Origin of the sequence: Candidatus Lernaella stagnicola, from assembly GCA_030765525.1 — a bacterium.
Taxonomy (GTDB): Bacteria; Lernaellota; Lernaellaia; order Lernaellales; family Lernaellaceae; genus Lernaella; species Lernaella stagnicola.
Window position 1 is genome coordinate 182,068 of the sequence record JAVCCK010000003.1, and the last position, 21,832, is coordinate 203,899.

The 21,832-nt window shown below is 59.3% G+C and carries 22 protein-coding genes; 2 read left to right on the forward strand and 20 right to left on the reverse strand.

Annotated features, from left to right (window positions below; genetic code table 11):
- Nucleotides 1-3 precede the first annotated feature (3 nt).
- The 14 genes from P9L99_01355 to P9L99_01420 all read right to left on the reverse strand — a co-directional run bounded on the left by P9L99_01355 (nucleotide 4) and on the right by P9L99_01420 (nucleotide 12,583).
- Nucleotides 4-1,437, reverse strand: coding sequence for a HAMP domain-containing sensor histidine kinase (locus P9L99_01355; protein ID MDP8221980.1), 1,434 nt, complete (start codon nucleotides 1,435-1,437; stop codon nucleotides 4-6).
- A gap of 75 nt (nucleotides 1,438-1,512) precedes the next feature.
- The gene (locus tag P9L99_01360) at nucleotides 1,513-2,148 is read right to left on the reverse strand and encodes a cyclodeaminase/cyclohydrolase family protein (protein ID MDP8221981.1); all 636 of its coding nucleotides are present in this window, start codon (nucleotides 2,146-2,148) and stop codon (nucleotides 1,513-1,515) included.
- Nucleotides 2,149-2,158: 10 nt separating this feature from the next.
- Entirely contained in the window at nucleotides 2,159-3,154 is a 996-nt protein-coding gene (ftcD, locus tag P9L99_01365; protein MDP8221982.1) for a glutamate formimidoyltransferase, read from the reverse strand.
- Nucleotides 3,155-3,183: 29 nt separating this feature from the next.
- On the reverse strand, nucleotides 3,184-4,200 hold the full coding sequence (locus P9L99_01370) for a tetratricopeptide repeat protein (GenBank protein MDP8221983.1): 1,017 nt from the start codon (nucleotides 4,198-4,200) through the stop codon (nucleotides 3,184-3,186).
- Between the two features lie 65 nt (nucleotides 4,201-4,265).
- Nucleotides 4,266-4,622 carry a LapA family protein gene (locus P9L99_01375; protein MDP8221984.1) on the reverse strand — a complete coding sequence of 119 codons (357 nt, stop codon included), beginning with the start codon at nucleotides 4,620-4,622 and terminating at the stop codon, nucleotides 4,266-4,268.
- Nucleotides 4,619-5,134 carry an HIT domain-containing protein gene (locus P9L99_01380; protein MDP8221985.1) on the reverse strand — a complete coding sequence of 172 codons (516 nt, stop codon included), beginning with the start codon at nucleotides 5,132-5,134 and terminating at the stop codon, nucleotides 4,619-4,621. Before P9L99_01380 ends, P9L99_01375 begins: the two co-directional genes overlap by 4 nt.
- A 5-nt stretch (nucleotides 5,135-5,139) precedes the next feature.
- The gene (locus P9L99_01385; GenBank protein ID MDP8221986.1) at nucleotides 5,140-5,664 is read right to left on the reverse strand and encodes a metallophosphoesterase family protein; all 525 of its coding nucleotides are present in this window, start codon (nucleotides 5,662-5,664) and stop codon (nucleotides 5,140-5,142) included.
- Nucleotides 5,661-5,951 (reverse strand): integration host factor subunit beta, encoded by a 291-nt coding sequence (locus P9L99_01390; GenBank protein MDP8221987.1) that lies wholly within the window; start codon nucleotides 5,949-5,951, stop codon nucleotides 5,661-5,663. Before P9L99_01390 ends, P9L99_01385 begins: the two co-directional genes overlap by 4 nt.
- A 15-nt stretch (nucleotides 5,952-5,966) precedes the next feature.
- Nucleotides 5,967-6,857 carry a signal peptide peptidase SppA gene (sppA, locus tag P9L99_01395; GenBank protein ID MDP8221988.1) on the reverse strand — a complete coding sequence of 297 codons (891 nt, stop codon included), beginning with the start codon at nucleotides 6,855-6,857 and terminating at the stop codon, nucleotides 5,967-5,969.
- Between the two features lie 78 nt (nucleotides 6,858-6,935).
- Nucleotides 6,936-9,098 carry a 30S ribosomal protein S1 gene (locus tag P9L99_01400; protein MDP8221989.1) on the reverse strand — a complete coding sequence of 721 codons (2,163 nt, stop codon included), beginning with the start codon at nucleotides 9,096-9,098 and terminating at the stop codon, nucleotides 6,936-6,938.
- A gap of 430 nt (nucleotides 9,099-9,528) precedes the next feature.
- On the reverse strand, nucleotides 9,529-9,678 hold the full coding sequence (locus P9L99_01405) for a hypothetical protein (GenBank protein MDP8221990.1): 150 nt from the start codon (nucleotides 9,676-9,678) through the stop codon (nucleotides 9,529-9,531).
- 51 nt (nucleotides 9,679-9,729) lie between these two features.
- Nucleotides 9,730-10,506: an HAD family hydrolase gene (locus P9L99_01410; protein MDP8221991.1), complete on the reverse strand. Its 777-nt coding sequence runs from the start codon at nucleotides 10,504-10,506 to the stop codon at nucleotides 9,730-9,732.
- The gene (locus tag P9L99_01415) at nucleotides 10,481-11,236 is read right to left on the reverse strand and encodes an EI24 domain-containing protein (GenBank protein MDP8221992.1); all 756 of its coding nucleotides are present in this window, start codon (nucleotides 11,234-11,236) and stop codon (nucleotides 10,481-10,483) included. The genes P9L99_01410 and P9L99_01415 overlap by 26 nt, the downstream gene beginning before the upstream one ends.
- 12 nt (nucleotides 11,237-11,248) lie before the next feature.
- Nucleotides 11,249-12,583 (reverse strand): hypothetical protein, encoded by a 1,335-nt coding sequence (locus tag P9L99_01420; GenBank protein MDP8221993.1) that lies wholly within the window; start codon nucleotides 12,581-12,583, stop codon nucleotides 11,249-11,251.
- A gap of 167 nt (nucleotides 12,584-12,750) precedes the next feature.
- Between P9L99_01420 and P9L99_01425 the strand changes: the two genes are divergently transcribed.
- The gene (locus P9L99_01425) at nucleotides 12,751-13,782 is read left to right on the forward strand and encodes an rRNA adenine N-6-methyltransferase family protein (GenBank protein ID MDP8221994.1); all 1,032 of its coding nucleotides are present in this window, start codon (nucleotides 12,751-12,753) and stop codon (nucleotides 13,780-13,782) included.
- Nucleotides 13,783-13,801: 19 nt separating this feature from the next.
- Nucleotides 13,802-15,094 (forward strand): PQQ-binding-like beta-propeller repeat protein, encoded by a 1,293-nt coding sequence (locus P9L99_01430; GenBank protein MDP8221995.1) that lies wholly within the window; start codon nucleotides 13,802-13,804, stop codon nucleotides 15,092-15,094.
- On the opposite strand, the gene P9L99_01435 is transcribed toward P9L99_01430, so the two are convergent.
- The 6 genes from P9L99_01435 to P9L99_01460 all read right to left on the reverse strand — a co-directional run bounded on the left by P9L99_01435 (nucleotide 15,091) and on the right by P9L99_01460 (nucleotide 21,746).
- Nucleotides 15,091-15,909 carry an SUMF1/EgtB/PvdO family nonheme iron enzyme gene (locus tag P9L99_01435; GenBank protein ID MDP8221996.1) on the reverse strand — a complete coding sequence of 273 codons (819 nt, stop codon included), beginning with the start codon at nucleotides 15,907-15,909 and terminating at the stop codon, nucleotides 15,091-15,093. The two genes, P9L99_01430 and P9L99_01435, sit on opposite strands and share 4 nt — an antisense overlap.
- Nucleotides 15,906-16,598, reverse strand: coding sequence for a glycosyltransferase (locus P9L99_01440; GenBank protein ID MDP8221997.1), 693 nt, complete (start codon nucleotides 16,596-16,598; stop codon nucleotides 15,906-15,908). Before P9L99_01440 ends, P9L99_01435 begins: the two co-directional genes overlap by 4 nt.
- Entirely contained in the window at nucleotides 16,595-17,329 is a 735-nt protein-coding gene (locus tag P9L99_01445; protein ID MDP8221998.1) for a glycosyltransferase, read from the reverse strand. The genes P9L99_01440 and P9L99_01445 overlap by 4 nt, the downstream gene beginning before the upstream one ends.
- 11 nt (nucleotides 17,330-17,340) lie before the next feature.
- On the reverse strand, nucleotides 17,341-19,545 hold the full coding sequence (locus tag P9L99_01450; GenBank protein ID MDP8221999.1) for a DUF2723 domain-containing protein: 2,205 nt from the start codon (nucleotides 19,543-19,545) through the stop codon (nucleotides 17,341-17,343).
- A gap of 142 nt (nucleotides 19,546-19,687) precedes the next feature.
- Complete coding sequence (locus tag P9L99_01455; protein ID MDP8222000.1) at nucleotides 19,688-20,038, reverse strand: prepilin-type N-terminal cleavage/methylation domain-containing protein; 351 nt, start codon at nucleotides 20,036-20,038, stop codon at nucleotides 19,688-19,690.
- A gap of 298 nt (nucleotides 20,039-20,336) precedes the next feature.
- Complete coding sequence (locus P9L99_01460; protein ID MDP8222001.1) at nucleotides 20,337-21,746, reverse strand: sigma-54 dependent transcriptional regulator; 1,410 nt, start codon at nucleotides 21,744-21,746, stop codon at nucleotides 20,337-20,339.
- Nucleotides 21,747-21,832: the final 86 nt, after the last annotated feature.

Below are 21,832 nucleotides of genomic sequence, written 5' to 3' on the forward strand. Positions count from 1 at the left end.
ATGTCAGCTCGTTTTCTTTTTTCGCCGTGTCGGCTCAAACGGCAACCGAATGATGAAGGTCGTGCCGGCATCGAGCTTGCTGCGAACGCTCACGACGCCGCCATGCTCCTCCACAATCGTCCGCACCGAAAAGAGCCCGAGTCCCAGGGAACTCGGAGTACCGCGGGTGCTGAAGAACGGCTCGAAAATCTGCGGCAGGTATTCCGCGGCAATTCCTTCGCCGTCGTCCTCGACTTCCAGCACCAGGGTGTCCTCCTCCTGCCGGGTCCGTATCGTGACCCGCCCGCCGGGACGATGGATGGCTTCAAACGCGTTGACCAAGAGATCAACGATCATTTGTTCGAGCTGGCTTTCAATGCCCAGTAGGCCCGGCGTGTTTTCGTCAAGGATGGAATCCACGACGACGCCGCGCCGCTTGCGCTCGGGTTCCAGGGCTCTGAGGCAACGCATGATCAAGTGGCGCATATCGATCGGCGAATGAACGGCGTCGCCGCGTTGTTTGGTCAGCAGCCGCAGGTTATCGATCAGCAGCGACATGTGCTGGGCGTTTTGCAGTACCCGTTGGAGCGTCGTGCGCGCTTTGTCGAGCCGGTCTTCGAATTTCAAAAAGAAGAGTTCGGAATCGCTGATGATGATCGAGAGCGGGTTGGTCATGTCGTGCAGAATACCGGCCACCAATTTGCCCGTTGCAGAAAAGCGCTCGGCGCGTAGCAACTGCCGGCGCGCGTGCTGGGCGTAATCCTGATTAGCGCGGCCGCGATCCAGCGCCGCCTCCAAATCGTAGAAGCTGCGCGTCAGTTCGTCGTTGGCCGCACCCAGTCGCCGCTGAAGATTGCCCATTTCGGTTTGCGCTTCGCGGCGTTGATCGGCGGAGCGTCGATTGATGAAGAAAGCCAGCGTCAAGAGTACGAAGAGGAACGGCACCTGCCACGCCCACACGTCGGAAATCGGCAACGCCGGGCCGGTCAAGGCGGCGGGCATGAAAAAGCGATGCGCGGCGGCCACGATCAGCAACGACGCGGCCACCCCGCCAACCGTCAGATCGATCAAACGCCGGTTATCGTAAAAATACGCCGCAAGTAATGGAAAAAGGAAGATGCAAAGAAAGGGGCTGCTGAGTCCACCGGTGTTTACCGTTACGCTGGTGATGGCCGCCAGATCTAAGAACAGAAGGTCTAACGTGGTGGCGATAGGAAAACGCCAGAGGTACACGCGCGGTAATAGAAGCACGTAAGCAACGCCCACCAAGCCGAATCCGTAAATCGCCAGCAACAGGTACGGACGCGGGGGCGCGAAGTTCCAGGAAACCATCCAAAATATGGCTGCCGCAATCAGATTCACGAAACGGCCGGTCATCAGGCCGAGCGTCGGGCCGCGATGGCCGACATCCTCCAGCCCGGTGAACCATTTACCTACCGCAGCGCGTGTGAATTCCATCCCGCCTCTCTCCGTGATTCGCTAAAGTAGCAAACACCCGCAGATCGGAAAAGCCTAGCGTCGGCCCGACTCCCGCTAATCCGCAAGCAGGCTGCGAATATCAAGCGTTACCGTTTCGGCCAAGGGCGTAATTTCCGCCAACGCGTCGGCGACGATCGCGGCATGCTCGGTGTTGAACTGCTCATCGCCGGTCGTGGACAAGTTGATCTGCACGTTCATGGCCGCACCGATCACCGCCGTGTAGGCGAGTTGCATTCCGGTGCCCGCATCCGACAGGCAATTCCTGTTCGTTTTCCGGTAAAGCGACTCGATCAACCTCGCCACTTTCGCCGACGCCGCCAACGTTTGAGCGGGCACTTGAGCCGCCCCCTTGGCCGCGTTGCGAATCGCTTGCCGCCGCGCCGCCTTCTCTTCGTCGGTACCCTTGGGCATCGCAAAAGCGTCGCCGAACTTGTTGTACGCATCGGTGTCGGCGTCGACCAGCGCCATTAGTTCACCACGTAAACGCTCGAGCGCCTCCAGCGCATTCTGCGCTTCTTCCTCCACATCGGCGTACTTCTTTTTGCCGATGGTCAGGCGGCAGACCATCGCCATCAATGCGGCTGCCTGTGCGCCTGCCAAGGCTGCCACGCTGCCGCCGCCCGGCGCCGGTTCGTTCGAGGCGAGTAGATCGACGAATTCATTGACTTTCAACTCCACGAGCTTGGACATCGGCGACTCCTTACAAGCGTTTGGCGATCAAGTATTCGAGCACTTTTTCATCGGGATCGAAGGGCGCGAGATCCGCCAGGCCCAATCCCTCGGCGGCCGCGCGCACGGCCGCGGCGTCATCGAGATCGGCGCCGCCGTAGTGACGGCCGCTTTCGGCCAGGGCAACCAGCGGCAAGAGGCCGACGATTTCCGAACCCGTGACCTGCACGTCTTTTTCGGCGGCGAGTTCGACGATTTTGTCGTAGACCACATGCATGTTGGTGACCTTATAGTTGACCAAGTTCATGCTGACTTGCGCTAGTTTGCGGCCGGGGACCTCCAACGCAAAACCCATCCCTTTGACTGCTTGAAAAAGGCCCGGGATGCGCTCGCCGTCTTTTTTGTACCCGGACTCGCGGAGGGTCTTGGCGATCGTGTTGGCGAAGCCGACGTCCTCGGTCGCCAGGTTGACGTTGTAGGCGATAAGAAACTGCCGCGCGCCGATCGCGGTTGCGCCGGAGGCCGGAACGAATTTCGCGGGACCGAAGTCCGGCGTCCACTCCGGGTCGCTCAACTTCTCGAGCAATCCCTCGTACTGGCCTTTGCGGACCTTGGCCAAATTAGTGCGCTCGGGCCTACGCGCCGCCTCGCCATACAGGTACACCGGTATGCCGATCTGGTCGCCCACACGGCGGCCCAACTTGCGGGCCAAGCGCGCACAATCGGCCATCGTTACGCCCTTGACCGGCACAAAAGGAACGACGTCCGCGGCACCCATGCGCGGATGCTCGCCTTGATGTTGCTGCATGTCGATCATTGAAGTCGCAGCGCGTATGCAGGCAAAGGCGCCGTCGACGATCGTCTCGGGGTCGCCCACGATCGTGATGACCGTGCGGTTGTAGGTCGCTTCGGCCTCGGCGGAAAGCACGATGGCGCCCGTGCGCTTAATCGCCTCCAGCACGCTGTCGATCTTGGCCTGATCCCGTCCCTCGCTGATATTAGGTACGCATTCGACAATTTGATTCATGATGTTCCTCCCGATCGTCACGACCAAGGTTACGGCAGTCGTTTGGCAACGGTTTCAACGTGAAAACGTCGAGTCAATTCATTAGCAAAATTTTCGGCGTCGGACTCCGTGTCGAACTCGCCCACCAGCAATTCGCAACGCTTGCCACGCAATACGAGATGCACGCGAAGCCCCGCCGCGGAGAAAGATCCCGAGGCGCGTTCGGCGGCGGCGAGGTTTTCGTAGACACCGACACTCAAGCTGAAGCGCGCCTTGCTTTTCGGCGGGCGGATTTCCGTCGGACCCCCGTCGCGAAAGAGCGTGCTCTCGAGGCGATCCTTGGCTCGCCAGGCGACCAACGTTTCGGGCCAGTTTTGCACCAGCAGTCGATAGTAGTGGTGGGCCATGTCGTATCGATGCTGTTTTTCCGCGGCCAAGCCAAGATGAAAATAGATCGAAGGCAAGTCTAGAATATTCGAGTTGGCCTGCAAGGCGCGCATGTAGGCCTCAACGGCGCCCGGCCAGTCTTTCTGCCTCACCTTCATGTCGCCGAGGCCGGCCAGTGCTTGCGCCGCACGCGGGTGGTCCGGGTGCTTGGCCAAAAACGTGGCGAAGCTGCGTCCGGAAGTCGATCCCAGCGGCAACCGCAGTTCCAAGGCTCCGCGCAGCAACAAGATATCCGGAGCGGCGGGATGATCGGGGTGCTTTCGTAGAAATTCATCGGCGCTGTTGATCGCCGTGCGATCCTCGCCGCTCAAGTGCAGAAGGCGAACCAGTGCGGCGCGGGCCGTCGCTTCTTCCGGTCGCTGGGCGCAGTTTTCGATACATTCGCGCAAGCGTTTTTTGGCGTCGAAGAAGGGGCGATCGGCTTGTGCGGCCGCCAGTAAGACGGGGCAACGATTGGCGGGGTCGGTCTCCGCTTCGAGGAAGTCGTCGAGCGATTGATCGGCCTTGGCGATTTCCCCCGTCGCGTACAACTTCAGGATATTTTCGGCAACGTCATCGTCCCCTGCCACGGCCGGCAGGCAGATCAGCAAAACAAGCACAACGGAGATTCGCCAGTGCAAAAATGACGCCTTTTAGCTTATCGTTCGCGCCGCGCTCGGCGCTTGGTGTATCGGAAAACTGGGCGTCAGGTTTCAAGCCGGTCGGCTTGATACACCTCGTCGTCTTCGGCCGGACCGCGCAAACGCTCCAATTCGTCGTTCGCATCTTCCAGTTCCCGCCGAGATCGCTTGGCTATTCGATTGGACTTGATGACCGCCACAAGTGACAGCAACATCACGAGGAATCCACCGCCGACGAAGCAAATAGCGAAGTAACTAGCCACCGAAAGCTGCGCCGCAGTCTGGAACATCGTATCCGTGAACGGCACTTGGAACTTGAAAGGAAACGTCCTGGTTAGTTCGTCTCGGTTCGACTCAATGGCCTGGGCCACCAACAACACCAAGACGACGAAGAGAAACGCCCAAATGACAACCCGTTTCATTCCGATCCCTTTTTTTTGTCTTGTGCGATTAGTTCTTCAAATGCGCGCCGAAGCGCCGCAAAGGTTTCACCTATATGTTCGTTGATCACGCGCACATCGGCCAGCACCGGCATGAAGTTCACGTCGCCGTTCCAGCGCGGCACGACGTGCATGTGCAGGTGTCCCTCGACACCGGCGCCGGCAACCCGTCCGATGTTCATGCCGATGTTGAAGCCATGCGGTCGCCCGTACATTTCCAGCGCGCGCACGCAAAGCGTCGTCAGTTCCATCACCTCGGCCCACATCTCGGTGGAAAGAGCCGTCATCTCGCCTAGATGCGCGTACGGGGAAACCATCAAATGCCCGTTTGTATAGGGGTATTTGTTCATGATGACGTAGGCATGAACGCCCCGGTGCAACACGAGCTTTTCCGCATCGTCGTCCGCCTGCGCGGCGTTGCACAGCACGCACCCTTCCTCAGGTTGATCCGCCTTGATGTAATCGATGCGCCACGGCGCGAAAATCCTGTCCATGCGGGCTACCGGCTTCCCTCGAGAGTGATGTGCGTCCATTTCGGCCGGCCGGCGGAAAGCGTGAGCAACCCGACGCTTTCCCGGCTGTTTCGCGGCCAGAACATGGAACCTGGGTTAAAGTAGGTGACTTGCCCCCCCGTTGCAAGGTGGGGCTGGTGTGTATGCCCGAAAACCACTGCGTTCACATCATCTTGGGCGAAAGCACGGGCGACTCTGTGCGGCGTTCGCGCGGCGTCGCCCCAGCCGTGAATCAAACCGATGCGGTAACCATGAATGTCTAGGATGCGGCGGGCCGGTAAACGCGGGTCGTCTTGCTCGTCGCAATTGCCGGCCACCGCCGTCACCGGCACCCCGGCCAGGGCCACGGCGGTAAGCCAGTCGTAATCACCAACGTCGCCGGCGTGCAGGACTCTTTCCACTCCGGCGAAGGGGCCGGACAACAGGCGCCGAAACGGTTCGGGGTTCCAGGGGCCATCCAGGTGGGTATCGGAAAGGATTCCGATGCGGACCGTACGACCGGCTTCCCTCATTCGCTTCCGTCGAAGTCGACGAGTTTTTTCAGTTCCTTGCCCGCTTTGAAAAAGGGTACTTTTTTCGCGGGCACGTGGACCTTCGTAGCGGTCTTGGGGTTGCGGCCGACGCGATTTTTCCGCTCACGCAGATGGAAACTGCCGAAACCTCGAATCTCGATACGTTCACCCTGGCGAAGGGCGTCGGTCATGCTGTCGAAAATCGTGTTGATGATCACTTCCGCGTCTTTTTTCCGTTTGCCCGGAATCTTCTCCGCCACTGCAGCGATCAAATCACTTTTCGTCATCGGTCGAATCCCTCCTCATCGATAATACAGCCGACTCTTGGGCGTTGTCCCAGGCCACTGTTCGAGGCGACCGAACACGTCGTCCAAGAACAAGTCCATTAAATCGGGTTTTTTCCGTTTCGGGAAAATGAGCTTCACTTTCCCTGTAATGTCCAGCTTTTCCTTCAACACGTCAACGGCATCGTAAAACGTGCCGAGTTGGTCCACCAAGCCGATTTCTATCGCCTGAGCGCCGGAGTAAATTCGGCCGTCGGCGATTTCACGCACGCGCTCAGGTTCCAACCCGCGTCCCGCCGCGACCGCCTCCACGAACTGCTCATGCACCGAATCGATCGTCGATTGCAGCATCTCGCGTTCGGCGGGCGTCAACGATCGCGCATAATTGCCTGAATCCTTGAAGGGCCCGGACTTGATGACTTCACTTTTCAGGCCGAGCTTTTCAAACGCGCCTTCGACCGTGATGAATTCCATAATCACGCCGATCGAGCCGGTCAGTGTGCCCGGATTCGCAACGACATAATCACACCCGGCCGCTACATAATATCCGCCGGACGCAGCGGTCGATCCCAGCGACGCCACAATGGGAATACCCGTTTCGGCCGAAGTGCGCCGCAGTTCCGAGTAGATCTCCTGAGTCGGAGCCACGACGCCGCCGGGCGAGTCGATGCGCACCAACAATCCGGCGATTCCCGAATCCTCGGCATAGTCCCGTATTTGCTCGGTGATTCGCCGACTCGAATCGATCACGCCGACGATTTCCACCACGCCAATGCTTTCAGAGAACCACGAAACTCCAAACGACCGGCCGGTTCCCGCAAACGAGAACGAAAACACGACCACTGCGTAAAACAACACGGCCACTAGGCCGAAAATCAGAAACCCCAATAGGAACGGGTATCTCTTCATGCCGCTCTCGCATTCGCCAGAGTTTTAAGGCGCGGCGGTGTGCGGTTCACACCGCCGCGCGTATCGCTCATGCGTTTATTAACTTTCGGACTTTTCGGTATCGTCGGCTTCCGGCGCCTCTTCCGTGGGCTCTTCGTCCGTTGATTCCTCGGTAGCTTCCTCAGGAGTTTCCTCAGGAGCTTCCTCGGCTTCCGGTACCTCGTCGGCCACGACGTCGACTTCTTCCTCAGCCGGCGCTTCCTCAGCGACTTCCTCGGTCGCCTCTTCAGCAGGCTCGGTTTCGGCCTCTTCGGCTTCCGCTTCGGCTTCTTCGGCTTCTTCGGCTTCCACTTCGGCTTCGTCAGCTTCCGTTTCGACCACTTCGGCTTCGTCGGCTTCCGGTTCGACCTCTTCAGCTTCCGGTGCGGCCTCTTCGATTTCCGCCGGAGCGTCTTCTTCTTCAGCGGCCACTTCCGCTACTTCTTCCGCTGCGGAGGTGTTGGCGGCCTTGGCGATCAAGTCGCCGATGTGCACCGTGCTGGAACCTTGCTTCTGCATGAAATCGGCCATGTCGGCTTTTTCACGGTTGACTTCCAAGCTGCGGCGCGACAGGCGAATCTTACGTTCGCGTTCGTCGATCTTGATGATTTCCACCATCACCTTGTCGCCGACGCTGAAGATCTTGGACGGGTCGTCGACTTTCTTGGTCGACAATTCCGACACGTGGATCAAGCCCTCGATGCCATCGCCCAGGTCGACGAACACGCCGAACTCCGTGATGTTGATCACGGTGCCTTCGACGATGTCGCCCGTCCGGTGTTTGTCCGGCAACGCTTTCCACGGGTCTTCCTGGAGCTGCTTGATGCCCAGGGAGAAGCGCTCGTTTTCGGTGTCGATGTTGAGCACGACGGCTTCGACTTCCTGGCCCTTCTTGAAGATCTCGGACGGATGCCGGATCCGCTGCGTCCAGGAAATGTCGCTGATGTGAATCAGGCCGTCGATGCCCTCGTCGATACCCACGAACACACCGAAGTCGGTAATGTTGCGGATTTTACCCAGGATGCGCGTACCGACCGGGTATCTTTCCCTGATCTTATCCCACGGGTTGTCGGCGGTTTGCTTCAACCCGAGGCTGATGCGCCGCGACTCCACGTTGATATCCAGCACAACGGCTTCGATCACGTCGCCGATGGCCAGGATTTTGCTCGGATGCTTGATCTTCTTGACCCAGCTCATTTCGGAGACGTGGATCAAGCCTTCGACACCCTCTTCCAATTCGACGAAAGCGCCGTAATCGGTCAGGCTGACGACCTTGCCCTTGACCTTGTCATTGATCTTGAATTTCTCGGGAACCTCAGTCCACGGGTCGGGCTGAATCTGCTTGTACCCGAGGCTGACGCGCTGGCGTTCCTCGTCGTACTTGAGGACCACGACGCGAACTTCGTCGCCGACTTCAAACAATTCGGACGGGTGGTTGATGCGGCCCCAGCTCATGTCGGTGATGTGCAACAGGCCGTCGATGCCGCCCAAATCGATGAACGCACCGTAATCGGTGATGTTCTTGACGATACCGTCGAGAACGGCGCCCTCTTCGAGTTGCTTGAGCGTCTCGGCACGCAGTTGTTCGCGTTCCTTCTCCAACAAGGCGCGGCGCGAAAGAACGATGTTGCCGCGGCGTTTGTTGAATTTGAGGATCTTGCACTCGACTTCTTGACCGATGAACTTTTCGATATTGCGCACGGGCCGCAGGTCGACCTGGCTGCCGGGCAGGAACGCGCGCACGCCGATGTCGACGGAAAGACCGCCTTTGACCCGCGCCACGACCTTGCCGCGCACAACGCCGTCGGCGTTGTAAGCCTTGTAGATTTCATCCCACACCTTCATCTTGTCCGCTTTCTCCTTGGACAAGACGACGACGCCGACTTCATCTTCGATGGCTTCGATCAGCGCTTCAACTTCGTCACCTTCGCTGATGGTGACCTTTCCGGTTTCATCGCGAAACTCGCTGGCATCAATGTAGCCTTCGCTCTTGAAACCAATGTCGACCAGAACGTGATCCTTTTCGATGCGGATCACGACGCCCTTGACGACTTCGCCTTCCTGTTGGGAAGAGGTCAGGGTTTCCTCGAGCATTTCCGCGAACGTGAGCTCCCTTTCGCCTTCTTCCTCGACTTCTTCGGTCGGCGCAGGCGTGTCCGGGATCGCGGCATCCGACTTGGTGTCGGGTTCGTTAGGGTTGGGGGTGTTAGTGTTGTCTGTCATGCGTTCATTTCTTCCTTTCGAACGGTATTTCGATCACCCGGAGGTGTTCGATGCACTTGGCGGCTGCCTTGTCCGGCCTCGCCGATTGGGGCGAACCGGCCCAAAGCAGCAAAAAAACCATAATATTCAATGATTTGCGGGCATTCCCCGAAAAAACGAGGCTGCATTCTAGCGCAGCGTTACAGGCCGTGCAAGAGCAAATGTTCATATTTTTCGTGCCATTAGCGCGCTCCCGCCAGGCGGTGCCTGGACCCAAAACCGTGTGCATCCGGCGACCATATTGTCACGGCGACCGCGCCCGCTTGTCGCTCGGCGAGCTTCATGCAAAAAAACCAGGGACATGCACTTGTTGCGTGTCCCGTTCTTACCTCGACAATTAAGCATTGTGCTTCCCTTGAAATAATAACCCGAAGAGGTGACGCGCGTCATTCTATGTTTCGTCGGCGTCGCTCATTGTGTCGGCATTGGCGACATTATCGTCACCAATTGCTTCGTCATCGGTGACGGCGTCACATTTTTTATCATCAGCCGGAGCCGCGGTGGCGACGAAATCGCCGGTCGCGGTGCAACTCAGTCTCACGATGCCCCGGCTCGCGAGAAAGACAAGCGGTCTTCGGGGCGCGTCGATCGGCTACACGCCGCGGCAGACCAGGATGCGGCGAAGCAGCCAGAGCGCGCCGGCGGCGCGGGGGGCGGGCAACATGAACAGGGGACGATGCTGCAATTGGTCGAGGTACTCCGCGACGTTGGCCACGCCGACCGAAAAGGGAAAGTAAGCCGGGTTGAACAGCGGTTCGTCGTTAACGCTGTCGCCGAGAGTAAGTACTTGTTGGCGGTCGTCGATCGCTTCCTCTTCACAGATACGGCCCAGCGCGGTGGCCTTGTCGTGCCCGGCGGCGAAGTAGTGCACGTGAATGGAACTGGCCACGCAGCGTAGCCCGGCCTCCTCGGCGGTGGCGGCGGCCGTGGCCACTTCGTCAGTGGAAAGCGTCGCGCGATCGATCGTCCAGTCCGTTAGGCGCCCGATGTTGTCGCCGGTAGCCCGGGCGGCAGGCAGACGCTTGCGCAAACGTTCGAAGGCCTCGATCAGTCGGGCGCGCCCGTCGCCGATGAGGCTCGTGTCGGCCAGAAGGCGGACTTCCTCGCCACGACAGATCACGCCGCCGTTTTCGGCAATCACCCCGTCGACGTCGAGGTAATGCGACATCGCCTGCCCCCAGGCGGCGGAGCGTCCGGTTACCAGCCAAACGCGCACGCCGTCATTTTTCACGCGTTGAAGGGTCTCAAGTACAGCAGGGGGAATGTGGCCTGATTCGGTGAGTGTATCGTCAATGTCGCTGGCCAGCAGGCGCAGGTCACGCAAGCGGTGTTCGGGAATGTTCTCAGCCGGATGCGGGCGCATGGTCATTTTCATTCTCCAGTTCCCGCACCAGCAGGGTGGCGCCGATGGCGGCCACGGGAAGCAACAGGAAATTGAGCAGCGGTACGAGGGTCGTCAAAAAGACGGCAAGGCCGAAGCCGACGGCGTGGGATTTGTATCGCCAGGCGAAATTGATCTGGTCGCGAGTTCCGGTGCGCCGTCGCGTCAGCGGCAGGTTGAAGAACTCCAGCGCCAGCAGAAAACCGCCCGTCAGCGGCGACAGCACGGCATACAAAATGCCGCCGACGACGGGAACAAACCATAGCAACAGCAACAGAAGCTGGGTCGAAACGAACAACAACAGCACAAGCACGGTAAAAGTCACGGTAGACCACGTGTCGCCGAAGAACTGCCGTAGGTTCGTGCGGGTGTCCGGGCGGCCTTCCTTTTTCTCCACACGCTCGGAAAGCATGTCCAGAAAGGGCCCGGCAACGAGACAGCCCAGCAGCGTGAACCCGAACACGACCACGACGGCGGCGACCGCCACGAGCAGGATAATCGCGAGCACGTAGACGACCCACTGCCACCAAACTTCCGGGTAGTTGACGAACACGTCGAGAATGCGGGGGAAGAAATAGACGTACGCGGTCAAGCCGCCGGCGAAGACAAGGACGTTGATCAGTATCGGCAGCAACGCCGTCGGCCACAAATCGCTATGACGCATCAAGTATGAGAATCCGCGAAATGCAAAGCCGAAACCGCGGGTCAGGCCCCTCACCCGCCGCCTCCTTTAGGTCAACAGTTCCGGAAGGAGCGCCGCCACGACATCCCAAAGCTGAACGATGTTCCAGAGCAGATCCTTCAATCCCGTCGGCGAGGGATCGGCAAACCAGGGGCCGACGTCGATGGGCAGGATGTACGGGATTTCATCGATGACGATGCGAAAGTCGTCGCCGAGGAAGGGGATATCGATGCCGAGGGATTCCAGGAACTCTTTGTTGATCACGAAGGGCAGAATATCCAAGCCTTCCAGGAGTCCGTTGGCGTAGGCGATGTAGAAGGGATTAGGGATGTTAGGCGCGGTGTCGTAGTCGGTCTGGTCCCAGAAAGCGCTCGCCGTCAACACGGCCAACTCATCGAGTCCTTGCGTGAGGCCGGGGTCCAGCACGCCGATGGCAGGGATGTACAGCGACTCGGACTGCGGGTCACCCAGGTTGTCGCGGTTGGAATCGATGTAGCGCACCGTGGCGAGATCCTGCGCGCCGGTTTCCGCGTAGGCGGATTCGATCATCAGGTGGAGCCGCCAGAACAGCGAGCCCAATTCCACGCCGGCGTTTTTGATCCGCTGGGCGCTCTCTTCATCTTTGAAGGTGAGGAAATCCGGGTTGTCCTCGTAGGTCAGCAGGTCTTCCAGGAGTTGGAAAATCGGGTCGAGCGATTCAATCAGCGCCGCGATGGCCTCTGGGTCGTCCAGCGAGAGGTTGCTGAAATCGAGCGCCAGTTCCGGTAATTGAATCGAGAAGAAGTCGTAGTTGATGTCGTAGGCGAGCGCGATATCGGCGATGGCGCGCACCAGCGAATTGAGCACGCCGAAAAGATGCAGGTCCGTGCGGTCGAGTCGCCCGCCCAAATCAAAGCGCAGCACGCCCTGCACTTCCATGCTGAAATAATCAATCTCGAAATAGGGGTCTTCGACCAGCATCAACTCGTCGTAGATGGCGTCGACCTGCTTGTACCAGCGATCCGCGCTCTGCTCCAGAAAATCCTGGATGTAATCGCCGATGGGTTCGGTTTCGGCCAGCACCAACGCATCGAGGCCGTTGTCAGGCGGTACGGTTTCCATCGACGTTGCGAAGCTGATGAGCGCATCGAGCAGCGCAATGAACTGTTGGTTACGCGCAATGATGATCCCGAATTTTGCCTCGGAGTAATCCGGGGCGATGCGCAGGGCGGCCGAAAACGCCTCCGCGGCGCTGCCGCCATTGCCTTCGCGCAAGTACCCTTTGCCGATGTCCATGATCTCGTCGAGAGTCGGGTCTTCCTTGGTGTCGAAATCTTCGCCGCACCCGGGTAATCCGCACGCCAGACCAACCAGGATGAAAACGATAATAAGGTAACGCCGCATACAGACCTCCCGCCGCTCGCCGAGCGAATGCGGGCAGTTTAGAAAGGCGTCCGCCGGGTGTCAAACGAAAGTGGCGTGAAATAAGTGAATTCTCTCCGCACCTGCCGCGACACTTGTGCCAGGGAGGCAAACTGTCTTAACCTTAGGGCCTCATTACAGGAGAAGGCATGATGCTTCTTTTCGCGTTGAATCCGCGGCGACGTTGTCCCTTATCTGCGGCGTTGCTCGTTGCACTGATAATGATGATCCTGTTTGTCGGCTGCAAGGGTGGCGACCAGCCGCCCGCTCCCGGCGGGCAACCGCCCGAGGGCGACACGGGGCCGGTTCTAAGTCCGCCGAAACCAATCGGTACCGCGCCCGCCGTGCGGACTAATCCAAACGATCCGGTCCAGGCACCCGGCGTACCTCCCCCCTCCGGCGTGCAAACGTACGTCGACCCGCGCACCGGCAAGACGATCGACTCCAAATCGGCCGAAGCGCTCGCCACGCTGCCGTTCATCCCCTCGGGCAAACGCGAATTCAACAAGAGGGACGTCATCGGCAAAATCAAGGATCGTGCGGTGAACGCGACGGATCTTCCGAACTTTTACCACTCGACGGTGTTCCAAAATCGCTGCGTCACGGATCTGGAAATCCCTCCTGACGCGACGGTCGCCGAGCTTTACGCGGGAACCGGCGCACTGGCGGCGTCGATTCTGGCGGCGGATAAAAAATTCGCACGCCTGTACGTCGTCGAATCCGGAGACGATGGCCGCGAAGTCTTTTCATTCCTTTTGAACCGCTTTTTCAGTCAGCGAAAAGACGACGTCCAGGTTGTCGCCGGTGACTTTACTGATTGGCGGCTGCCGGCCGACAGCCTTGACCTGGCGGTGATTTACGAAGGCGATTTCTTCGTGCCGGCCCTCGTGAAGGATGAGGCCAAGATCGCGGAAGTCGTCGCGGGGCTTAAGAACCTGCGCGCGACGTTCAAGCCCGAAGGAGAGTTGTACGTTTTTCAAACCGCACCGTGGAGCGCCGCCGAGCGCCCTCTGGAAGCGCCCGCCGCCAGCGAGGAAGTGAAGGCATCCAAGGAGACGATGGCGTTTCGCGACAAGCAACTCGACGCCATGGCCGGTGTATTCAAGCAAGCCGGTTTCCGCGTCGCAGAAAAGAAGATCGACGACAAGTGCCAATGCTACATCCTGAAGCTGAACCCGTAAGCAACGACGTGCTTTGTTGATGTCGAATTTCACCGCCTACTCTCGTTGTTTGTGGCTCGTTGTATGCTTGGTCGCCCTCTTGACCGGCTCGGCGACCGCGGACGATGAATCGGTGAGGCAACTCACACCGCGCCTGCAAATTGATGTCGGCGAGCCGCTCGTCGACGCCGTTTCGGCCCACGGGCGACTTTTCGCAGCCACGGCGGACGAATTGCACGCCTTCGATCCGGCGTCAGGCCGGGCGATATGGCGTCGGCGGATTCCCAATCTGCAGAGCCTTGCGGTCGGCGCGCACCGGGTGTGGGCCGCCGCCAAGGGTTCGCTGCGCCAATACCGGATCGAGGACGGTACCCCCATTTTGGTAACCGAAACCGAAGGCGATCATATGATGTTGGCGCCTGAGCCGGTCGCACGGCGGTTGGCGGCCCAGGTCGACGGCTCGTCGGTGATCATGCGGGCCGGGGATCACGAAATCCTTTTGCGCCATGCGGAACCGTTGTTTCCTTCGCGTTGGGAGATATTTGCACGGCAAACCGGTTTCTGGCGGGCCCGTTTGGACGAGAATAACGAGCGCATATTTTTTGTTGCCGGCCGGAGGTTAACGGCGGCGTCCCTGCAAACCGGCGCGGTTCTTTATGAAAAGTCGTTGCGGCACGCTGCCGTGGGCTGGCCGACCTACCTGGACGGGTCTTTGTATTTTTTCGGAGCGAACCGCTTTTTTTGCGTGGATGCCGACAACGGCAAAATACGCTTCGTATCGCGGCTTAACACACCGCGCCCCCCGGTGCCGGTGGTTGTCGCGCGTCAGGAATCGACACAACGCGTTTGGTATGAGCGCCTTTGGTATTGGGGCCGTCGCGTAATGGGTCTCTCGAGAACCTACGTGGTATTACGCTACAAAAACGGCTTGGCGTTTCATTATCGGGAGCGTGACGAAACGCGTCTCTTTCACCCCATGCCGGGCGACCCGCTGCCGCTTTTCGATGACGGCGCGTCGGTATTTTGGCTTATGCGGTTCAAGGACGAAGTCGACGGGATCGAGAAGAGCGCGCTCATGCGGATGTCTAAGTACGGAAACCAGTGTTACGGCCGCGCCGAATTCGCCGGCACGGCCTCCGGACTGCATGTGCTAAGCCGCCAGAGAGTATATGCCGAAATGGCGCCGGGGCGCTTGGTCTCGTTTGGCATTGTCGATCTGCGACCGCGAGCACTGTACGATTTCGGTGATCGGTTGATCGCGTTGACGCAAACCGGCGGCTTCATCGTCGCAGCCGCGGCCAATGGTCGTATCGCGGTGTTCAACCGGCGTTAGGGGTCCGCGCAACAACGAGTGCCGTCGTCGGTAAGAACGCTGTCGGGCCCGTGATGATGGATGGAACTGCACGCCTGGGAGTAGGCTGTAAATTCCCAAAATCCGTCCGGTTGTTTCTCTTGGCGATTCGCCGGGTTGACGTTATACCCGCCGCCGCGCACCGTCCGGTCCTGCCACCCTTCCTGCCAGATGTCTTCGGTCCATTCCGATAAGTTGCCGGCAATGTCGTAGACACCGTATCCGCTGATGCATGCGGGCCACGCCCCGGCACGCGCCACTTCACGCGCGGCCCACTCGTCGGTGTGCGTATTGCATATTTGATCGTCGAATTTGTCGCCCCAGGGATAGACCGTGTTGTCGGGTCCCGTGCAGGCTTTCTGCCATTCCGGTCCGCTGCACAAGCGTTTGCCGATTGCGGCGCAAAGCTGCGCAGACTCGTTCCAACTCACCGGCAGCGGATACTCACCGGCGATGTTGGGGTATTCGAACTCGTCGATGCAGTAATCATCGAGGTCTATACGCTCACTGGACAAACCGGCTTCGTCGTAACGGTCGCCGTCGTAGCGAAAGATGAAATCGCTCGCCGGAATCAAGATCATCTCGGGACGGCCGGGGCAACGCGGGAATGGAGAGTCGGTATCATCGTCGTCGTCGTCCGACGGCGCGGCGGTGTCGTTGTTGTCGTCATCGTCGTCGCCCGGCACGGGAGTGGCTTGACGCCCGTTTCGTTCGTCGTCCCCCGCCGACTGGCACGCCGCCCAAACGATCACCAACGCCGCGACGATCACCAGCGTGAACAACCACGTACGATTCATCGCGATTTCCGGAGGCGTCGCACGACCCGTAGGGCATCACGCGTGATGCTCCACGACATTTTCGATTCACCGGCGCGGCGCTTGGCAAACACGATAGGGATTTCGCGGACGCGCCCCCCGAGGGCCACCGCGTGGAAGAGCATCTCGTAGAGGAACGCGAAACCGGAAGCTTCCTGCGCCAACGGCAACACGCGGCCGAGGAACTCCGTGCGCCACGCTCGATAACCGCTCGTGGGATCAGCCACCGGCACGCCGAGTCGCGAGCGTACAAACGCGCCGGCCATGCGAGAGAGCCATCGCCGGGCGGGGCGCAAGCCTTCCAGACTGCCGCCGAACACATAGCGCGAACCGATTGCCACATCGACTTCGTCGAGCGCCCGAAACATGACGCCCAACCGGTCGGGCGCGTGGCTACCGTCGGCATCGAGTTGGCAGACTTGCTCGTACCGCTCGGCCAGCGCCCAGGCGAAGCCGTCCCGCGACGCGGCGGCGTATCCGGGGCTGCCTTCCCGCGCGATCAAATGCACATGCGGATCGGTGGCGGCGGCGGCGCGAACCAAGTCGGCGGTGTTGTCGCTTCCCTTGTCGTCGACGACGAGCAGGTCGAAACCGCGGTCTCGAACGGCGGCGATCATCGCGGAGATATTGGGGGCTTCGTTGCGTGTGACGGTAAGCACGAGGCGCTTCATGGCGCGCGGTATCCTCCCCTCGCCCACCGCCAGCGCACACGCAGCAATTCCAGGAGGCTGCGGGGCAAATCGATCACGAGACGAACTTTGGTCTCCGGATTGTTTTCCCAGAGTACCGGTACTTCTTCGATTTTCAGGTCGTATCGCAACGCCAAGAAGAGTATTTCGGCGTCGAAACTCCAACGATTGATGACGCTTTGGTCATAGAGCGACTCGGCTGCCGCAGCCCGAAAGGCTTTGAAACCGCAGGTGATATCCGAGAGGCCCGGCGTGAAGAGCCAGCGCGTTGTGCGACGAAAAACCTCGCCCAACATGGCGCGGTGCCGTGGCTGATGCACGGTGACCTGACTCGCGGCAACTTTTCTCGTTCCGATCACCACGTCCGCCCCCGCTTGGCAGCGCCGCAGAAAATCCGCGGCCCTGTCGATGGGTACGGAAAGGTCGATGTCGGTAAACAGTCGCACATCTCCGGCGGCGGCCAGCATGCCGACTTTAACGGCGTGTCCTTTGCCGCGATTTTCGGGAATCTCGATGAGGCGGCAGTCGTCGCGACCCTCGATGGTTTCGGCCACGCGGACGGCGGTACCGTCGGTGCTGCCGTCGTCGACGACCAGCAGTTCCGTCGAGAAAGGAGCCTGTTCCATGAGCGCCAAAATATCGCGCAAACCCGCATCGAGGCGGTTCCGCTCGTTGTACACCGGCACGAGAATGGTAAGATCATAGTTGTTCATTCGTGTTCCATTTATCGCAACTTCTCGCCGCGGCGACAAGACTCCACCCAACGGGCAAGGCCCTGATCAACCGGCTCGTTTCTCTCGGCTTTTTCCAGATATTCAGCCGCTTTTCGACACTGTCCTAAGTGGGCGTACAACATCACGAGCGCTTGTTGAATGTGCAATTCCTTTTCTCGATCCAGCGGCAGTCTTTCCACGCGTCGCAGGACGTCGACGGCGTCCGCTGGACGCCCGGCGTCCATCAATTGTGACGCTAGTGTCATCCCTTCCGACGCTGAATCGGCCCGCAAGCGGTATGCGGTCAGAAAATCCTCGAGCGCCAGATCCGGATGTCCGAGGTGGCGACGCAATTGGCCTCGCGCCTGCAAACTCATGACGCTATACGGATCGATCTCAATGGCGCGATTGATCTCCCGGCTGGCCGCGCCCACTTCCCCTTGCGCCAAATGGATCAGGCCGAGCAGAGCATGGTTGTCGGCGAAATCCGGGCGAATGGCGATCGCCTTCTCGACGGCTTGCGTGGCGCGCGACCACTCCGCGCGGTCGGCGAAGAACTTGGCGCGGACATTAAACGCGCGGGAATAGACTTCCCGCGCCGTGAAATCGAATCCACCCGGCCGCACCGCGGGATCGGAATACAGCGGCTCAAAGTCCCGCTGCCACAACGCGCGGTCGTCCAGCGTGCCGTCCCAGGGCTTGTCAAGAAGCTGAAAAACCATCCCGTTGGGGCGCATGCGGGTCACGTCGACGTAGGGGATGTTTTCCCAACCAAAATCCCAATAGGCGCCGGCGGAACCGGCGTTGGCAAAGAGCACATCGTGCATCCGCTGCGGATCGTCATCCCTCAAGGCGGCCAGATCCCAGTTCGGGAAGCGGTATTGAATTTCATCGCGAAAGGGCAACCACGCACGGTGGGCAAATTGAATATCATCGCGCCAACGCTCGATATACTGCTGATAAAAGGCGCTGTACGCCAAATGATCCTGATAACCCACGAGCACCGCGCCGGTGGGTAGCCCGGCCAACACGGCGCGCCCATGACGATGCGGCACCTGGTAGTCCGCCCGGCAGCAATAGGATCCGTGAGCCCAAACATTAGTCACAACCACCACGACCGCCAGGGCCGCCAACGCCGGACGCAACGCGGCGCGCGATTCGGCGGTGCGGTGGGCGGTCAAACGATCCCACACCCAGGTCAATCCCAAACCGGCGATCCACGCGAACAGGAGAAAAATCGGAATGTATCCGAACGCGGCCGACCAATCCTTGATGTACAGATAGAGGTGGCCGGTGATGAGCAGCGCAATCAGCAAAGCCCCGCGCTTCGAGCGCACCGCGACGACGCCGAGGCCCACGATGGCCGCCAATGTCGTCACCAGTCCCAATTCGCCGGGAATGTGCCGCGCCAAGGCCAGCGTGTTACGGAGGATGCGGCCCCACGGAAATTGGTGAATCACGGCGGCGTATTTCTTCCCCGTAATATGGGCGATGAACGCGTCCCACGTTTCGGGGTTACCATAATCGTAAGGCAAATTCGTCAACGACCGCACCGGGAGGTAGGCAAAAACGGCGAATCCAGCCACAAAAGCCACGCCCATCCACCAGGCGGCGCGCCAACGCAGAATCCCCGGACGCACGACAAGCAGCGCCGCGGCAAATGCCGGGATGTAGAGAATCTGCGCCATGTGAACACCGCATGACAGGCCAAGCAAGAAACCGACCAGAGCGATCCGGCGGACGTCGAAATCCGCTTGAATCGCCGTGGCCGTCAGCCACAACAAAGCAGCGAGCGCCGCCGCTTGTAGGGTGTAGACTTCGGCAACCTCGCCCCAAGCCCAAAAGGCCTGTGAGAAAGCCATCGCCAGCGCCGCAACGGCCCCGCAGCACCACGCGCCTTTCTCATCTTGACAACCGAGCACGCCGGCCCAGGCTTGCACGGCGCGCCACAGCAGAAGCACGGCCGCTACCGCCGCCAACGCGCTGAGCAGATTGGCTCGCCACGCGAGGTTTCCCAGGGGCAAGAAGCTCAACGTTTTCGATAGCAAAGAGAAGGTAGGGGATCCCGCTGGGTGACCGATGTCCAGTTGGTGCCCGATCAGACAGAACTCCAGGCTGTCGCGCCAAAACACGCCCGGCGCGATCGCCGCCAAGTAGACGACGAGCAACACCAAGCCGGTGAGCCAGAACACCAAGCGGCGGATAGGAAACGTCACGGCTCCATCTTCATCGCGTTAGTACGGATCGAACATGTCAGAATTACCGTGTTTTCGCAAATCGTCGGGTAGTTGAAACAGAATACAAAAAAGGACCCGGAATACCGGGTCCTTTTGGTTCCAGCCTAAGCTATCGAATTGCTTAGTCGGAGAACTCGTAGGAGGTGTCACCTTTGTGGTGGCTGGTGTTGAAGGTGTAACCGGACTGGTTAGATCCCACAAAACTGAACGTGACCAACGCATCGTCCGTCAAGTTCTTGTCCCACGCGAGCAGATCGGCCAAGGAGCTGGTGTAGCCACCGCCGTTGTCGCCACCGCTGTTCTGATAATACAGCTCTTGGGCGATCTTCGCATTGTAGCCGGCGCTCTGAGCCGAAGCGTTGTAAGCTTTGGCGCGAAGCTGCACGAAGTTCGGAATCGCGATAAGGGCCAAAATACCGATAATGGCGATAACGATCATCAGCTCAATCAGCGTAAAACCTTTGTTTCTCATCTCATCTCCTCCTGCTGTGTTAAGTATGTGTGCTCCACATTATAATTCGCACATTCGCGGCTTATGATTTTGCAATGCCCGTACCAACCATTATCGATTTCGATAGATCCATCATAACTATATGATTAATAACATAAAATGTTTTTCGCAACTAAACTCGTCACTGGAAAACTCGGCTATGGGGGGCCGAGAAACGTCACTCAAAAACGGGAAGTGACGATAATTGTCACTCCGTGTCTCCCAGAAAGCCATAAATTATTTGCCCATATTACCAGATATTGGACCCTTTGCGCGCCGATCAATCGAGGTCGTCCTCTTCGTCATCCTTGCCGGGGTCGACGCCCAGCTTGGACAGCCGGTAGCGAAACGAGCGGAAGGAAATCCCCAGCAGTTCCGCGGCAGCTTTCTTGCCGCCGCCGGACAGCTCCAGCGCCTGGGCCAGGAAGTCCGCTTCGATCTCCAGCATAACTTCGTCGAGGTTGACGCCTTGCGGCGGAATCGACAGATGCTGCTTGAGCCGCGACATATCCAAATCCTGCCGCAGAACGTGCGGTGGCAGGGAGTCGGGCATAATTACATCGCGGATTTCCAGCGCTACGGCGCGTTCCATAATATTCTCTAGTTCTCTGACGTTACCGGGATAACCGTAGCTTTGCAGGAAGTTCATCGCTTCGCTGCTGATACGCCGGATGTCGCGCCCGAGGATCTTGACGTACTTCTCGAGGAAGAAATTGGCCAGGAGGGGTATGTCGCCCCGGCGATCCCGCAGCGGCGGCATGGCGATTTGAATCACGTTGAGCCGGTAAAACAGGTCTTCGCGAAATTGTCCCTCCTTCACTTCGTGCTCGAGGTCGCGGTTCGTGGCGCAAACGACGCGGACATCTATTTCCACCTCGCGCATCGACCCCACGGGCATGATGCGGCGTTCCTGGAGCGCGCGTAGCAGTTTGACCTGCAGAGCCATCGGCAATTCGCCGATTTCATCCAGGAACACGGTGCCGCCGCTCGCGATCTCGAATAAGCCTTTTTTGTCGGCGATGGCCCCGGTGAAGCTTCCCTTGCGGTGACCGAATAGTTCGCTTTCCAGCAGTTCGGCCGGAATCGCGCCGCAGTTGATCACGACGAAGGAATGGTCTGACCTGTTGCTGTTGACATGCATCGCCCGAGCCACGAGTTCCTTGCCGGTTCCGGTTTCCCCGGTGATCAGTATGCTCGTGGGGGTGCCGGCAACGCGGCGGATCATGTCGTAGATCTCCAGCATGCGGGGGTCGCTGCCGACTAGGTTGCCGAAGCCGTAGCGTTCGCCGAGTTGCTGTTTGAGGGCGATGTTCTCGCGCGACAGTTCGCGCCGTTCCAGCGCCTTGCTGACAATCAGGCGCACTTCGTCCACGTTGAAAGGCTTGGTGAAGTAGTCTAAGGCGCCTTCTTTCATGGCTTGCACGGCGGTTTCGTGGCTGGCGTATGCAGTGACCATCAGGACGGGCATCGCGGAATCGACTTGCTTTGCTTTCTTCAACACCTGCATACCGTCGACTTCCGGCATGCGCAAATCGGTGATAACCAAATCGAAGCGATGGCGGTCGAGAAGTTCGCACGCGGTCTTGCCTCCGGCCGCGGTAATCACCTCGTATCCCGCCTTGGCCAGGAATATCTCCAGGAATTCGCGCATGGACACTTCGTCGTCGACAACCAAAACACGCGGTTTCATCAGGTCCCTTCCCAGTGCGCAGGAATTGCGCTGTTCCTTTTTGCCAAAGGCGGACGGGGCAAGTCAACTGGACAAGTACCGCGCCG

Bases quoted from the DNA above. Each gene is read 5' to 3' on its own strand.
- P9L99_01355 (MDP8221980.1), bottom strand. From the start codon at position 1,437: ATGGAATTCACACGCGCTGCGGTAGGTAAATGGTTCACCGGGCTGGAG.
- P9L99_01360 (MDP8221981.1), bottom strand. From the start codon at position 2,148: ATGTCCAAGCTCGTGGAGTTGAAAGTCAATGAATTCGTCGATCTACTC.
- ftcD (MDP8221982.1), bottom strand. From the start codon at position 3,154: ATGAATCAAATTGTCGAATGCGTACCTAATATCAGCGAGGGACGGGAT.
- P9L99_01375 (MDP8221984.1), bottom strand. From the start codon at position 4,622: ATGAAACGGGTTGTCATTTGGGCGTTTCTCTTCGTCGTCTTGGTGTTG.
- P9L99_01380 (MDP8221985.1), bottom strand. From the start codon at position 5,134: ATGGACAGGATTTTCGCGCCGTGGCGCATCGATTACATCAAGGCGGAT.
- P9L99_01385 (MDP8221986.1), bottom strand. From the start codon at position 5,664: ATGAGGGAAGCCGGTCGTACGGTCCGCATCGGAATCCTTTCCGATACC.
- P9L99_01390 (MDP8221987.1), bottom strand. From the start codon at position 5,951: ATGACGAAAAGTGATTTGATCGCTGCAGTGGCGGAGAAGATTCCGGGC.
- sppA (MDP8221988.1), bottom strand. From the start codon at position 6,857: ATGAAGAGATACCCGTTCCTATTGGGGTTTCTGATTTTCGGCCTAGTG.
- P9L99_01400 (MDP8221989.1), bottom strand. From the start codon at position 9,098: ATGACAGACAACACTAACACCCCCAACCCTAACGAACCCGACACCAAG.
- P9L99_01410 (MDP8221991.1), bottom strand. From the start codon at position 10,506: ATGACCATGCGCCCGCATCCGGCTGAGAACATTCCCGAACACCGCTTG.
- P9L99_01420 (MDP8221993.1), bottom strand. From the start codon at position 12,583: ATGCGGCGTTACCTTATTATCGTTTTCATCCTGGTTGGTCTGGCGTGC.
- P9L99_01425 (MDP8221994.1), top strand. From the start codon at position 12,751: ATGATGCTTCTTTTCGCGTTGAATCCGCGGCGACGTTGTCCCTTATCT.
- P9L99_01430 (MDP8221995.1), top strand. From the start codon at position 13,802: ATGTCGAATTTCACCGCCTACTCTCGTTGTTTGTGGCTCGTTGTATGC.
- P9L99_01435 (MDP8221996.1), bottom strand. From the start codon at position 15,909: ATGAATCGTACGTGGTTGTTCACGCTGGTGATCGTCGCGGCGTTGGTG.
- P9L99_01440 (MDP8221997.1), bottom strand. From the start codon at position 16,598: ATGAAGCGCCTCGTGCTTACCGTCACACGCAACGAAGCCCCCAATATC.
- P9L99_01445 (MDP8221998.1), bottom strand. From the start codon at position 17,329: ATGAACAACTATGATCTTACCATTCTCGTGCCGGTGTACAACGAGCGG.
- P9L99_01455 (MDP8222000.1), bottom strand. From the start codon at position 20,038: ATGAGAAACAAAGGTTTTACGCTGATTGAGCTGATGATCGTTATCGCC.
- P9L99_01460 (MDP8222001.1), bottom strand. From the start codon at position 21,746: ATGAAACCGCGTGTTTTGGTTGTCGACGACGAAGTGTCCATGCGCGAA.